Consider the following 12,982-nt stretch of genomic DNA (forward strand, 5'->3'; position numbering starts at 1 on the left):
ACAATATATTGATTTTTTTTTGCCTAGTGCTATAATTAGTAACGAGGTGATTTTTAGATGATTACATTAGAAAAAGAAAAGGTTACAATCAACCCTGATATCAAAGTCATCAAACGTGATGGTCGTATGGTTGTCTTTGATTCAAGTAAAATATATGAAGCTATTCTCAAAGCGAGTGAAGCTATTACACCTATCACACCCTTAATTGAAGCAAAATTGGAGGGAATTGCCAACCGTATTGTTGCTGAAATTAATGACCGCTTCACTCAAAATATCAAAATATATGAAATCCAAAGCATTGTAGAGCATGAGTTACTCGAAGCTAACGAATATGCTATCGCTCAAGAATATATTAACTATCGTACCAAACGTGATTTTGAGCGTTCTCAGGCTACTGACATCAATTTCACCATCAGTAAACTTGTTAATAAAGATCAAGCTGTTGTCCATGAAAATGCTAATAAAGATAGCGACCTTTACAATACACAACGTGATCTAACCGCAGGAATTGTCGGAAAGTCTGTAGGACTTAAGATGCTTCCTCCACACGTGGCAAATGCTCATCAAAAAGGAGATATCCATTTCCACGATTTAGACTACAGCCCCTACACACCTATGACCAACTGTTGTTTGATTGACTTCAAAGGCATGTTGGCAAATGGTTTTAAAATTGGTAACGCTGAAGTTGAAAGTCCTAAATCCATTCAAACTGCAACAGCACAAATTTCACAAATCATCGCAAATGTTGCCTCTAGTCAATATGGTGGCTGTACTGCTGACCGTATCGATGAGTTTTTAGCTCCTTACGCAAAACTTAACTACAAAAAACACTTAGCTGATGCTAAAGAGTGGGTAGCTGAAGAAAAACGTGAAGATTATGCACGCGCCAAAACGCGTAAAGATATCTACGATGCTATGCAATCTCTTGAATATGAGATTAATACGCTTTTCACTTCAAATGGACAGACTCCCTTTACCTCTCTAGGTTTCGGTTTAGGAACAAGCTGGTTTGAGCGTGAAATCCAAAAGGCTATCCTACAAGTTCGTATTTTAGGACTTGGCTCCGAACACCGTACAGCTATTTTCCCTAAACTGATTTTTACCTTAAAACGTGGACTTAACTTAGAGCCTAGCTCACCTAACTACGATATTAAGCAACTAGCTCTTGAATGTGCAACAAAGCGTATGTACCCGGATGTCCTATCATATGACAAAGTCATTGAATTGACGGGTTCCTTCAAGGCTCCTATGGGATGTCGTTCCTTCCTACAGGGGTGGAAGGATGAAAATGGTATTGAAGTTAATTCTGGACGAATGAATCTGGGGGTTGTAACCCTTAATCTTCCTCGAATTGCCCTAGAATCTAAGGGAGACCAAGATAAATTTTGGGAAATTTTTGAAGAAAGAATGGGAATTGCCAAAGATGCACTCGTCTATCGAGTTGAACGTGTCAAAGAAGCTACACCTGCTAATGCGCCTATACTTTATCAGTATAGGGCCTTTGGCCAACGTCTAGGTAAATTCGATAATGTAGATCAACTCTTCAAACATCGTCGTGCAACTGTATCACTTGGTTATATTGGGCTTTATGAAGTAGCATCCGTTTTTTATGGTAGTGACTGGGAGACTAATCCAGAAGCCAAAGCATTCACGTTAGATATCGTTAAATCTATGAAAAATGCTTGTGAAAGTTGGTCTGACGAATATGATTATCATTTCTCTGTTTATTCAACACCATCAGAGAGTTTGACGGATCGTTTCTGTCGTTTGGATACTGAAAAGTTCGGTGTCGTGACTGATATCACAGATAAAGAGTATTACACCAACTCTTTCCACTACGATGTTCGTAAAAATCCAACACCATTTGAAAAATTAGAATTCGAAAAAGCTTACCCCGAAGCTGGCGCAACTGGTGGATTCATCCATTACTGCGAATATCCAGTTCTCCAGCAAAATCCAAAGGCACTCGAAGCTGTCTGGGACTTTGCTTATGACCGTGTCGGTTACCTCGGAACGAATACTCCAATTGATAAATGCTACAAGTGTGACTTTGAAGGGGACTTCACCCCAACAGAACGTGGATTCATGTGTCCTAACTGTGGCAACACAGATCCTAAAACAGTTGATGTTGTCAAACGTACTTGCGGCTATCTAGGAAATCCACAGGCACGCCCAATGGTTAAAGGACGCCACAAAGAAATCTCTGCTCGAGTCAAACACATGAACGGTTCAACCATAAAATATGAAGGTAAACACCTTTAATAAGACCTAGAATACATTATAATAAACTAGAAGCAGCTGGATGATACCTTCCAACTGCTTTGCTTATTTCATTTTTAGAAAGGAATATAATGGGAAAATATCAGTTAGATTATAAAGGTATGCAACAAGTGGAACGTTACCACGAAAAAAATGCAACTGTAAAAAACGATAAAAAAGCACGTGTCCAAGCCCTTTTGAAAAAAGCTGGAAAGAAGAAATAATATGATCTTACGCCGACCGAGTCAAACAGATAAAGAAGCTATCTTAGAGATGATGGCTGAATTTGAAAGGGAGCAATCTGCTCATGATGGTGGATTTTGGAACCCCGACAATTTTGTTTATGAAGAGTGGCTGGAAGAAAATATTCAAGCGGAAGCGGGACTCAATATTCCTGAAAACTGGGTTCCTGCTATCCAGCTGGTTAGTTTTGACGAAGCGGATCATGCTCTTGGTTTCCTCAACCTTCGTCTCCGATTAAATGACTACTTACTAGAAAAAGGGGGCCATATTGGCTACTCTATCCGTCCATCCGAACGAGGAAAGGGTTATGCGAAAGAATCACTCCGTCAAGGCTTACAAGTAGCTAAAGACAAGAATATTCATCGTGCTCTGGTCACTTGTAGTATCAAGAATCCTGCTAGTCGAGCTGTTATATTAGCCAACGGTGGCCAGTTGGAGAACATTCGCCATGAAACTGAGCGCTATTGGATAGATTTGGAGTAGAATCATGACATGGAATACACCAAAACCACAGGAATGGAAGTCTGAAGAACTTAGCCAAGGACGTATTATTGACTACAAAGCTTTTAATTTCGTTGATGGTGAAGGCGTGCGTAACTCCCTTTACGTCTCTGGTTGCATGTTTCATTGCGAGGGATGCTATAACGCTGCCACCTGGTCCTTTAAGGCAGGAATTCCCTATACTAAAGAACTTGAAGAACAAATCATGAGGGATCTAGCTCAACCTTACGTACAAGGTCTCACGCTACTTGGTGGTGAACCCTTCCTAAACACAGGAATTCTCATTCCCCTAGTCAAACGCATTCGTGAGGAACTCCCGGAAAAAGATATCTGGTCTTGGACTGGTTATACTTGGGAGGAGTTGATGCTTGAAACTCCTGATAAACTAGAACTTCTTCAACTCGTTGACATTCTCGTTGACGGCCGCTTTGACATCACTAAAAAGAACCTTATGCTCCAGTTTCGAGGATCATCTAATCAACGTATTATTGATGTCAAAAAATCTCTTAATCAAGGAGAAGTCGTTATTTGGGACAAGCTAAATGACGGTCAAACGAACTATGAACAAGTCGATCGTAAAGATATGCTATAAAAAAGTCTGAGCTTATAACTCAGACTTTTTATGCAATTTTAACAAAAACTAGCTCATTATTAGAGGATAAATCCTCACGATAATTAAACTCATCAAAAGACAATTTTCGTAAATCATTAATCGTTTGACAATTCTCCTCCATAACAGCTGTCAAAAAAGCCCCTCTTGCCTTTTTGGAAATCGTAGAGTGAGTCTTAAGAACCCCATTGCGGTCTTCCATAAAACTAACCGTGAATAACTGCTTACGAAGAGTTGGACTAAAAACATCCTCGAATTCACTTGAAAGCAAAGAAACAACCGGAACTTGACTCTCCTCTAAAAATTGATCATATTCAGCACGCCAATAGTTTTTTAAGGACTGACCATCAACCTTAATCTTCGTATGAAAGTCATGACGATGTTCTTGAATCGGGTAAAAAGCGGGAATGATTCCATAAAAAGAAGATGTGATAAATACTTGTTGGTCTAAGAATTCTTTTTCACATGTGGATAAGTCACTACGTTTGATGTGACGATACATCAGTCCATTAAAAAGCTCGATAGCCGGATAGGTTTTCGCTTCTCCCGATAAAATCGCAGCCCAGCGCTGCTTTTCTTTCTCAGCCTGCTCAGGCTTTATTTTATAAGCTGTGGATAATTCATCTGTGGACAATTTTGCCATTTCAGTTAGGATAGCCGCACTCTTTTCGGATAATTTTTGAGACGAAACTTCCTTACTGGCCTTCATTTCTTTTGCGGTTGGAATTAAAAATCTAATCATACTGATATTGTAAAGTCAAGCAGGCATTTCGTCAAGAATTCTCTCCAACAAAAAAGAAGCTAACGTTCGTCAACTTCCTTTTTTTGTTAGTCATCTAAATCAACAAAACGACCTAGAATATGTACATTTTCTGCGATGGAGACAAAGGCTTTGGGATCTGCCTTTCTCATATAATGCTTGAAGTCAGTATACTCTTCACGCGTAATAATCGCCAGTAATACTGCTTTCTTTTCGTGATTATAAGTCCCTTCCGCATCATTAATCAGCGTTACTCCACGGTGGAGTTTCTTCTGAATCATCCTTACAACTGGGTCAGGATTACTTGTGACAATCATAGCCTGCATTTTCTTTTGTTTTGTGAAAATCGCATCTGTAACTCGACTAGAAACAAAAATAGTCACCATTGAATAAAGAGCATATTTCCAACCAAAAAGAATGCCCGCAAAAACCATGATAATTCCATTGACAATCAAGGAGATATTACCAACATCACGACCTGTTTTCTTACGAATAGTGAGGCTAACGATATCCGTCCCCCCACTAGAGATACGTGATTTTAAACCGAAACCAATCCCCGTACCCATGACCAAACCACCAAAGATAGCATTGATCAAAGGATCCTCTGTCAAGGTTACATGTGGCATCACCTGAATAAAAAGGGAGCTCATCGTTACTGTAATGAAGGTAAAGATTGTAAATTTATGGCCAATCTTGTACCAAGCCATAATCAAGAGAGGGATATTAATCGCATAGAAAGTCAATGATACTGGTATCTCAAAGCCCAAAGTTCTAACACTCAATGCCGATAAAACCTGTGCCAAACCTGTTGCTCCACTGGAGTAAACATGTCCAGGTTGAAAAAAGAAATTAACGGCGATTGACGATAAGAGACCATAAAGTAAAGAAGCTGAGACTTTTTCAGTATATTTTTCACGGGAAATACTACGTACAGCCTGCAAAACGCCCATTTTCTTCGCAGACTTTTTCGCTACAAATTTAACATGTTTATGAAGAGGTGCTTTATTCATTTTCTAAATCTACATGAAGGGCAAGTTCTTCCAACTGTTTATCAGCCACAAGACTTGGGGCCTGAGTCATAGGATCTGATGCCTTATTATTTTTAGGGAAGGCAATCACTTCACGGATATTATCTTTACCTGCAAGAAGCATAACAAAACGGTCAAGACCGATAGCCAAACCACCATGTGGTGGGAAACCATAGTCCATAGCTTCAAGAAGGAATCCAAATTGCTCATAGGCTGATTCTTCAGAGAAACCAAGGGCTTTCAACATACGTTCCTGTAGGTCTTTATGATTGATACGTAGACTTCCTCCACCAAGCTCATAACCATTCAAGACAATATCATAAGCTACAGCACGTACCTTGGAAAGATCTCCTTCAAGCTCTGCTGCAGAATCTTCTGTTGGCAAAGTAAATGGGTGGTGAGCAGACATATAGCGTCCTTCTTCTTCAGACCACTCAAACATTGGCCAATCGACAACCCAAAGGAAGTTGAACTTAGTATTGTCAATCATGTCAAGTTCTTTAGCAATCTGATTACGCAAAGCACCAAGTGTGTTATTAGCGATTTCAAGAGTATCTGCTACAAAAAGAACTAGATCATTCTCTTCAAGGTGTAAAGCATCTGTCAACTTTTCTTCAATACTTGTCAAGAATTTAGCAACTGGACCAGCTAGAGCTCCGTCAGTCATCTTAACCCAAGCAAGACCTTTAGCGCCAAATTGTTTGGCAAACTCTGTCAACTTGTCAATGCTTTTACGTGAGTATTTGTCTGCATTTCCTTTGACAACAATTGCCTTAACAGCTGGTGCCTCAGCAAACACTTTGAAGTCTACCCCCTTGACAACCTCTGTCAAGTCTTGTAAAAGCATGTCAAAGCGTGTATCTGGCTTGTCAGAACCATAGTTATTCATGGCATCATCATAAGACATACGTGGAAATGGTAGTGTAACTTCAATACCTTTAGTTTCTTTCATAACTTTAGCAATCAATCCTTCAGTAATATCTTGGATTTCTTGCTCATTAAGGAATGAGGTTTCCAAGTCAACTTGTGTAAACTCAGGTTGACGATCTCCACGCAAATCTTCATCACGGAAACACTTAACAATTTGATAGTAACGGTCAAAACCAGCATTCATTAATAATTGTTTAGTGATTTGGGGACTTTGCGGAAGAGCATAAAAGTGGCCTTGGCTAACACGGCTTGGAACCAAGTAATCACGAGCACCTTCTGGTGTAGATTTTGTCAACATTGGTGTTTCAACATCGATAAATTCCAAGTCATCAAGATAATTACGGATGGCGTGAGTTACCTTTGCACGGAGCTTAAAGTTTTCCAACATCTCTGGACGACGAAGATCCAAGTAGCGGTAACGCATACGTGTATCATCACTAGCCTCAACACCATCTTTGATTTCAAATGGTGTTGTTTTGGCAGTATTAAGGACTTTAAGGTCTTCAACTTTAAGTTCGACAGCACCTGTAGGCAAGTTATCATTAGCTTGTTCACGCGCTTCAACAGTTCCTGTTACTTCAATAACAAATTCGCTACGCAAGCTCTCAGCTGTTTCAACCACAGTTGCATCCGCATTCTCAGGGTTAACAACCAACTGCATCAAACCTTCACGGTCACGAAGATCGATGAAAATCAAACCTCCAAGGTTACGACGGCGAGATACCCAACCTTTCAAAGTAATAGTAGTTCCGATGTGTTCACTACGAACACGTCCGGCATACATAGAACGTTCCATAAATACACTTCTTTCGTTAATTTTTTAGTCTTAACTATTATAGCAAAAAGCCCATCAAAACCCCACCCATTTCAGGTTAGAATTTTAATAGACTTTCTTTTTTATCAAACTATTTGCCAAATTGTTTCAACAAATCACTAGTATCCACGTAATCTTCAGCAAACTCTTCAAAATCTTCAAAACGATAATCAGCTGTTTCTAAGTCAAGTAAACTATTCCAGCGGAAACCGTAAACATCTTCAATGATAACACTAAGTTCATCAGTTTCCTCGTCTACCTGCCATCCCAAATAACGTTCCTGAGTTTCAAAACTCAAGACTACATCTTGACAATCTTGACGCCAAACTTGACCAAGTAATTGCTGACACATCGCATGATTACTTGCAGGCTCATCATTAAACCAAGTAATTTCATGCTTATCAAGAAAAGCAATCAACTGCCAAAACTGTTGTTGGAAACGAATAGGCATACTACGATCAAAAGCCAAACTAAACTTTTCACTCCGTTTGAGCATATCAACTATACTAATCATATGCCCCCTACTTTTCTAACTGTTTGAGGACTGCTGCAAAGTTCTTAGTTAGCTCTTCGAAACTTACAGTAACTTCCTCACGAGTAGCATTATTTTTGACATTAACTTGACCTGACTCTACTTCACTCTCACCTAATGTGATAACAGTCTTGGCCTTGAAGGTATCTGCTGACTTGAATTGTGCCTTAATCTTCCGTCCAAGGTAATCACGTTCAGCTTTAAATCCTTGATAGCGGATAGCTTGAACTAACTCAAGAGCTTTACCATTAGCACCTGAACCAAGTACTGCAATGTAAACATCTAGACTTTCTTCCACCGGAAGTTCAATACCTTGTTTATCAAGAACCAAAAGCAAGCGTTCTAAACCAAGTCCAAAACCAAAACCAGCTGTTTCTGGACCACCGAAGTATTCAACCAAACTATCGTAACGACCGCCCGCACAGATTGTTAATTCAGACTTATCAATAGTGGTAATAAATTCAAAAATCGTGTGGTTGTAGTAATCAAGACCACGTACCATATTAGTATCAATCACATAAGGAATGTTAAGACTATCGAGCATGGCACGCACTTCGTCAAAGTGCGCTTGACTTTCGTCATCTAAATAATCAAGAATAGAGGGTGCATTTTCAACTGCAACCTTATCTTCTTTTTCTTTTGAATCGAGTACTCGCAAAGGATTTTCATCCAAACGGCGTTGACTATCTTTTGATAAAGTATCACGCATTGGTGTCAAGTAGTCAATCAAGGCCTGACGATAAGCCAGACGACTCTCAGTATTTCCAAGGCTATTCAAATGAAGGGTAACTTCCTTGATGCCAAGCGTATTAAAGAGTTGGTAGGCCATAGCAATGGTTTCAACATCTGTGGCTGGATTTTTTGATCCAAAGCACTCTACACCAAGTTGGTGGAACTCACGCAAGCGTCCTGCTTGAGGACGTTCATAACGGAACATTGATCCAATATAATAAACTTTAACGGGTTTTTGAACCTCTGGCGCAAAGAGTTTATTTTCTACATAAGAGCGTACAACCGGTGCTGTTCCTTCTGGACGAAGTGTAATATGACGGTCTCCCTTATCATGAAAATCGTACATTTCCTTAGTAACGATGTCAGTTGTATCACCTACTGAACGTGAAATGACCTCGTAATGTTCAAACATAGGTGTACGAATTTCACCATAATTGTATTTCTTAAATGTTTCACGTGCAACATTTTCTACGTACTGCCATTTAGCACTATCAGCAGGTAAAATATCCTGCGTTCCCTTAGGTTTTTGAAGTTTCATAATGATGATACAGGTCTCAAATAGACCTGCCCTCCTTTTCCGTTATTACAGATATAATCACTCTATTCTATCATAATTTACATAGCTTTTGGGAAATGGTAGAGGTTTTTTCAACGTAAGAAAGAAACAGACCTCTCGGCCTGCCACAATCATTAATCTTCTTTATAAAGAACGAAGGTCACAATAAAAGAGACTACAACAGAAATTACGAGACCTCCAATAGCTGTGTAAAAATATTTAAGTGTATCTTCACCGATATAGGCTGCAATCGTCAAGAGACCTGGGGAAGCACCTGCAAAATTTCTCGCACCTAAAATACCAAGGAAGAAGCTACCTACTCCCCCCTGCAACAATAGATCCTATGAGGGCAGCTTTATTTTGCAAAGTTACCCCATAAAGAGCCGGTTCCGTAATCCCACAAATTGCAGTAATTCCAGCAGATGAAGCCAGAGCTTTTTTATTGGTATCCTTAGTTTTTAAAGCAATAGCGAGGGCTACTCCCCCCTGAGCCACATTCGAAGCCAAAGCACCTGGACCTAAAATCAAAAGTGTTACGATTGCAGTGATCAAGGTCGTAATCATAGACACCAAGAAAAATTTAACAGCCTTTGATGAAATTTTAATTGCAAAGCGCTCCACATAACTCATAAACCAAACTGCCAAAATAACAGGAATAACCGTTGATGAGTAAGAAGTTAATGTAAGAGGAATACTAAAGAAAGAGACGCCATGACCTGATTCCTTGGCAGTTGTCACAATCTGCGTAAAAGTTGGGTGTAATAAAATAGCACCAATCAACATCCTCAATTGAGCGGTTGTCTTAAACTATCGAGCTGCTGAATCACCTAAAAATACAGGTGAAAAATAAAATTCAGTATCACCAATAAAATTAAGAACTTGATCGTTAACATCATCTACAGCTACTACCTTAAAGACAACCTAAAGAGACAAAACGGCTTTGATCATCCCTGCTGCTGTAATTTCCGGTAAGATTGGTGTGAAAATCTCAGAAATAAAGCCTAAAAAGCTTTGAAGGGGAGTTCTATCATGTTTTTTTGATGATTCCTTAGACACTTCATCTAGGTCTAATAAGCCTTCCAAAGCACGGTATACATTTTGTACATCACTCCCAACAACAACTTGATACTGGCCACCACTCTTAGCCAAACTCACAATACTTTAGATAGTTTGAACAACTTTATCATCGGCTAAGGTAAAACATAAACGTTTAGCACAGTTTACAAGATTCTGAACTTTCTCCTTTCCTCCTATAGCATCTAAAATCTTCTGTCCTGTCTCTTTATAGTTCATGACACTTCCTTTTTATACTCATAAAAAGAGAGAACAAGCTGAGCCTGTCCTCTACATTTTTTCTATTATAACCAAACTTTATCAGTAATTGTTTTAATCAATTGTAATTTATTCCACTCGTCTTGCTCAGTCAAGATATTGCCTTCTTCAGTTGAGGCAAAACCACATTGAGTTGAGATACCAAGGTTCTTAAGTGGTACAAGCTCAGCCGCTTCATGGATACGAGCGATGACAGCATCTACATCTTCCAAAGCTGGATCCTTAGAAGTAATCACACCAAGCACCAATTCAACATGATCACGATTATTCCAAATCGTTGGAAGTGGTGCGAAGCTACCTGAACGCGCATCATCGTATTCCAAGAAGAAGATATCATAATTCAATTTCCCAAGATATTTAGCTACTGAATCATAGCCACCTTCAAAAAGATAAGTTGATTTAAAGTTTCCACGACAAATATGAGTAGCCAAAGTCAAATCTTCTGGAAGACCTTCCAAGGCTTTATTGATAGTGTATACATCATCCTCAGCAATTTTTGCCAACTCAGCTGTTTTCTCAGGATTATTTTTTTCATTCTCAAACTGTTGAATCAAATAACCCCAAGTCGTATCATCCAACTGTACATAACGTGCACCCAAATCGTAGAAATGTTGGATGGTATCATGGTAAGCTTTTGCCAAATCATCAAGAAAATCTGTCCATGAATCATAGTAATTTGCATAAAGATCACTACGGTGGTCACGGTTAATGATGAGTGATGGACTTGGAATAGTTACTTTTGGAGTAATTCCTTCAGGAGTCACTGATTTAAGATATTCAAAGTCACGATAGAAAGGATGATTAGGATTTTCGGCAATCTTACCATTGATACGAACGTTGGTTGTACGTGTCTTAGCTCCATGGAATTTATATGAATCTTCTTGTTGGTAAGCTTCAAAACCAGTTAGGTTCCATAGGAAATCAAGGTGCCACCAAGAACGACCAAATTCACCATCAGAAACTACTTGAAGACCATTTTCTACCTCATGGTGAACCAGTTCCTTAACCAATTCATCTTGTACTTTCAACAATTCTTCTTGCGAAATCTCACCATTGGCAAATTTTTCACGTGCTTCTTTTAAAGCTTGTGGACGAAGGTAAGAACCAACATGATCAAAATGATAATGAACTTTACTCATAGTTATTTACTCCTTTTTATGCTTTCGCTTAATGTAATAATAAGCCTATTCTAGCACTTGCTGCTATAGCAGTGAAATATATATTTGTTATCATACGATATAGTTTTTAACTATATATTTTATTGACAAGTTTTTTTGTCAAGCAACTTTACTTTACAAAAAAGATATGTTATTCTGTTATAGTTGATTTAAAATCAAGAACATAAATATTAATTCGGAGGAAATAAAGAAATGGCAGTACCTGCACGTCACACTTCAAAAGCGAAGAAAAACAAACGTCGTACACACTACAAATTGACTGCTCCATCAGTACAATTTGACGAAACAACTGGAGATTACTCACGTTCACACCGTGTATCACTTAAAGGATACTACAAAGGACGTAAAATCGCTAAAGCTAACGCAACTAAATAATAGAAGGGAGATACCATGCGCGTAAATATTACACTTGAACACAAAGAATCTGGTGAACGCTTGTACCTTACTTCAAAAAACAAACGTAACACTCCAGACCGTCTTCAATTGAAAAAATACTCACCAAAATTGCGTAAACACGTAATCTTTACTGAGGTTAAATAAGACATTAAAAGAAAAGCCTATGAAACCAACGTCTCTAGGCTTTTTTGCTTGATTAAAATATAGTTTTGTCTGATTTTTGTCTGATTGGTTAAAAGGGAGGGATATAAAATAGAGGCTATAGAGGGAGATATGACAAAAACATTTCCATACGAAGATGAGTCTTTTGATATTGTATTTCACCCCGTATCAAATTACTATACTGAGAATATGCAACATATTTTCAATGAAGCGCATAGAGTTTTGAAAAAGGGAGGCATTTTTCTCACAGGATTAAATAATGAAATAAACTATATTGTGGATAAGGATGAAAAAGAAATAGTTTTGAAAATGCCATTCAATCCTTTAAATGGATACTGTCAAACATTTTCGTTGATTTCCCCTAAATAATAGCGTATAATGATACTAATCTTAGAAAAGAAAGCGCTTTAATTTTCATTCAATAAGTAATTTTTAGCTGAAAATCAAAAGAATAAAACAATTAAAATGTTATATTCTTCATAATACTTACTTATTGAATAACTTTTCTTTGAGATAGAAGGGAGGCCTATTATGCTTTGGTCTATTATTGTAGGAGGCTTTATCGGTTTTATAGCTGGTGGAATCACTAAAAAGGGAGGTTCCATGGGAATAATTGCCAATATCATTGCAGGTTTAGTCGGTTCATCTATTGGACAATCACTTTTCGGTGCATGGGGACCTAGTCTAGCTGGAATGGCATTAGTTCCATCAATCTTAGGAGCAGTCATTGTTGTTGCCGTAGTGTCGTTTTTCTTAGGTAAAAAAGAATAATGTTCTTTTTCAAGAATAAATCATAATCTTTAAGACAGGGCAAGGTTATGATTTGATTGTATTCATGAAAGGATTCAATATGTCAAAATCTAAGAAAATACTTTCTCTTATATTTTGTATTTTAATCTTGACAATTTTGATTCCTATTTTGCTAGATTACCATAAAGTTAGTGGTTTA

The 12,982-nt window shown here is 38.3% G+C and carries 18 protein-coding genes and 1 pseudogene; 9 read left to right on the top strand and 10 right to left on the bottom strand.

What is annotated here, in order from left to right; genetic code table 11:
- The first annotated feature begins 57 nt into the window (after positions 1–57).
- The 4 genes from nrdD to nrdG all read left to right on the top strand — a co-directional run bounded on the left by nrdD (position 58) and on the right by nrdG (position 3,595).
- A complete protein-coding gene (gene nrdD / locus H7U04_RS06300; RefSeq protein WP_201059426.1) occupies positions 58–2,262 on the top strand; it encodes an anaerobic ribonucleoside-triphosphate reductase in 2,205 nt (734 codons plus the stop codon).
- 89 nt (positions 2,263–2,351) lie between these two features.
- Entirely contained in the window at positions 2,352–2,483 is a 132-nt protein-coding gene (locus tag H7U04_RS11395) for a hypothetical protein (RefSeq protein ID WP_002885877.1), read from the top strand.
- A 1-nt stretch (position 2,484) separates the two neighbouring features.
- A complete protein-coding gene (locus H7U04_RS06305; RefSeq protein WP_002885693.1) occupies positions 2,485–2,985 on the top strand; it encodes a GNAT family N-acetyltransferase in 501 nt (166 codons plus the stop codon).
- 4 nt (positions 2,986–2,989) lie between these two features.
- The gene (nrdG, locus tag H7U04_RS06310; protein WP_002885801.1) at positions 2,990–3,595 is read left to right on the top strand and encodes an anaerobic ribonucleoside-triphosphate reductase activating protein; all 606 of its coding nucleotides are present in this window, start codon (positions 2,990–2,992) and stop codon (positions 3,593–3,595) included.
- A 28-nt stretch (positions 3,596–3,623) separates the two neighbouring features.
- Here nrdG and yaaA read toward each other — a convergent pair whose 3' ends face one another.
- The 10 genes from yaaA to H7U04_RS06345 form a co-directional block, all read right to left on the bottom strand.
- Positions 3,624–4,355: a peroxide stress protein YaaA gene (gene yaaA / locus H7U04_RS06315; protein WP_002885850.1), complete on the bottom strand. Its 732-nt coding sequence runs from the start codon at positions 4,353–4,355 to the stop codon at positions 3,624–3,626.
- An 86-nt stretch (positions 4,356–4,441) separates the two neighbouring features.
- On the bottom strand, positions 4,442–5,383 hold the full coding sequence (locus tag H7U04_RS06320; protein ID WP_002885781.1) for a YitT family protein: 942 nt from the start codon (positions 5,381–5,383) through the stop codon (positions 4,442–4,444).
- Positions 5,376–7,127 (bottom strand): aspartate--tRNA ligase, encoded by a 1,752-nt coding sequence (gene aspS, locus H7U04_RS06325; protein ID WP_201059428.1) that lies wholly within the window; start codon positions 7,125–7,127, stop codon positions 5,376–5,378. Before aspS ends, H7U04_RS06320 begins: the two co-directional genes overlap by 8 nt.
- 109 nt (positions 7,128–7,236) lie before the next feature.
- On the bottom strand, positions 7,237–7,659 hold the full coding sequence (locus H7U04_RS06330) for a hypothetical protein (protein ID WP_064523598.1): 423 nt from the start codon (positions 7,657–7,659) through the stop codon (positions 7,237–7,239).
- 7 nt (positions 7,660–7,666) lie between these two features.
- Positions 7,667–8,947, bottom strand: coding sequence for a histidine--tRNA ligase (gene hisS, locus H7U04_RS06335; protein WP_070576093.1), 1,281 nt, complete (start codon positions 8,945–8,947; stop codon positions 7,667–7,669).
- 152 nt (positions 8,948–9,099) lie between these two features.
- On the bottom strand, positions 9,100–9,297 hold the full coding sequence (locus H7U04_RS11400; protein WP_257056696.1) for a hypothetical protein: 198 nt from the start codon (positions 9,295–9,297) through the stop codon (positions 9,100–9,102).
- Positions 9,278–9,748: a PTS transporter subunit EIIC gene (locus tag H7U04_RS11405; protein WP_253183838.1), complete on the bottom strand. Its 471-nt coding sequence runs from the start codon at positions 9,746–9,748 to the stop codon at positions 9,278–9,280. Before H7U04_RS11405 ends, H7U04_RS11400 begins: the two co-directional genes overlap by 20 nt.
- Positions 9,749–9,886: 138 nt before the next feature.
- Positions 9,887–10,114, bottom strand: coding sequence for a hypothetical protein (locus H7U04_RS11410; protein WP_255296725.1), 228 nt, complete (start codon positions 10,112–10,114; stop codon positions 9,887–9,889).
- A 12-nt stretch (positions 10,115–10,126) separates the two neighbouring features.
- Positions 10,127–10,258, bottom strand: a complete 132-nt coding sequence (locus tag H7U04_RS11415) for a PTS transporter subunit EIIB (RefSeq protein ID WP_073689280.1) — start codon at positions 10,256–10,258, stop codon at positions 10,127–10,129.
- Positions 10,259–10,323: 65 nt separating this feature from the next.
- The gene (locus H7U04_RS06345; protein ID WP_073689279.1) at positions 10,324–11,436 is read right to left on the bottom strand and encodes a vitamin B12 independent methionine synthase; all 1,113 of its coding nucleotides are present in this window, start codon (positions 11,434–11,436) and stop codon (positions 10,324–10,326) included.
- 231 nt (positions 11,437–11,667) lie between these two features.
- Here H7U04_RS06345 and rpmF point away from each other — a divergent pair, with 231 nt between their 5' ends.
- The 5 genes and pseudogenes from rpmF to H7U04_RS06370 all read left to right on the top strand — a co-directional run.
- Positions 11,668–11,850, top strand: a complete 183-nt coding sequence (rpmF, locus tag H7U04_RS06350; RefSeq protein WP_002892130.1) for a 50S ribosomal protein L32 — start codon at positions 11,668–11,670, stop codon at positions 11,848–11,850.
- Positions 11,851–11,865: 15 nt separating this feature from the next.
- Complete coding sequence (rpmG, locus tag H7U04_RS06355; RefSeq protein WP_002262412.1) at positions 11,866–12,015, top strand: 50S ribosomal protein L33; 150 nt, start codon at positions 11,866–11,868, stop codon at positions 12,013–12,015.
- 84 nt (positions 12,016–12,099) lie between these two features.
- A complete protein-coding gene (locus H7U04_RS06360) occupies positions 12,100–12,402 on the top strand; it encodes a class I SAM-dependent methyltransferase (protein WP_260315545.1) in 303 nt (100 codons plus the stop codon).
- Positions 12,403–12,564: 162 nt separating this feature from the next.
- Positions 12,565–12,804 carry a GlsB/YeaQ/YmgE family stress response membrane protein gene (locus tag H7U04_RS06365; protein ID WP_145517060.1) on the top strand — a complete coding sequence of 80 codons (240 nt, stop codon included), beginning with the start codon at positions 12,565–12,567 and terminating at the stop codon, positions 12,802–12,804.
- Between the two features lie 79 nt (positions 12,805–12,883).
- Positions 12,884–12,982, top strand: a pseudogene (locus tag H7U04_RS06370) (alkaline shock response membrane anchor protein AmaP); the annotation flags it as partial.

The sequence above is a fragment of the Streptococcus sp. 22.1 genome (genome assembly GCF_016648645.1).
GTDB lineage: Bacteria > Bacillota > Bacilli > Lactobacillales > Streptococcaceae > Streptococcus.

Excerpts from the sequence above, each read along its gene's own strand:
- nrdD (WP_201059426.1), top strand. The coding sequence starts at position 58 with ATGATTACATTAGAAAAAGAAAAGGTTACAATCAACCCTGATATCAAA.
- H7U04_RS11395 (WP_002885877.1), top strand. The coding sequence starts at position 2,352 with ATGGGAAAATATCAGTTAGATTATAAAGGTATGCAACAAGTGGAACGT.
- H7U04_RS06305 (WP_002885693.1), top strand. The coding sequence starts at position 2,485 with ATGATCTTACGCCGACCGAGTCAAACAGATAAAGAAGCTATCTTAGAG.
- nrdG (WP_002885801.1), top strand. The coding sequence starts at position 2,990 with ATGACATGGAATACACCAAAACCACAGGAATGGAAGTCTGAAGAACTT.
- yaaA (WP_002885850.1), bottom strand. The coding sequence starts at position 4,355 with ATGATTAGATTTTTAATTCCAACCGCAAAAGAAATGAAGGCCAGTAAG.
- H7U04_RS06320 (WP_002885781.1), bottom strand. The coding sequence starts at position 5,383 with ATGAATAAAGCACCTCTTCATAAACATGTTAAATTTGTAGCGAAAAAG.
- aspS (WP_201059428.1), bottom strand. The coding sequence starts at position 7,127 with ATGGAACGTTCTATGTATGCCGGACGTGTTCGTAGTGAACACATCGGA.
- H7U04_RS06330 (WP_064523598.1), bottom strand. The coding sequence starts at position 7,659 with ATGATTAGTATAGTTGATATGCTCAAACGGAGTGAAAAGTTTAGTTTG.
- hisS (WP_070576093.1), bottom strand. The coding sequence starts at position 8,947 with ATGAAACTTCAAAAACCTAAGGGAACGCAGGATATTTTACCTGCTGAT.
- H7U04_RS11405 (WP_253183838.1), bottom strand. The coding sequence starts at position 9,748 with ATGTTGATTGGTGCTATTTTATTACACCCAACTTTTACGCAGATTGTG.
- H7U04_RS11415 (WP_073689280.1), bottom strand. The coding sequence starts at position 10,258 with ATGAACTATAAAGAGACAGGACAGAAGATTTTAGATGCTATAGGAGGA.
- H7U04_RS06345 (WP_073689279.1), bottom strand. The coding sequence starts at position 11,436 with ATGAGTAAAGTTCATTATCATTTTGATCATGTTGGTTCTTACCTTCGT.
- rpmF (WP_002892130.1), top strand. The coding sequence starts at position 11,668 with ATGGCAGTACCTGCACGTCACACTTCAAAAGCGAAGAAAAACAAACGT.
- rpmG (WP_002262412.1), top strand. The coding sequence starts at position 11,866 with ATGCGCGTAAATATTACACTTGAACACAAAGAATCTGGTGAACGCTTG.
- H7U04_RS06365 (WP_145517060.1), top strand. The coding sequence starts at position 12,565 with ATGCTTTGGTCTATTATTGTAGGAGGCTTTATCGGTTTTATAGCTGGT.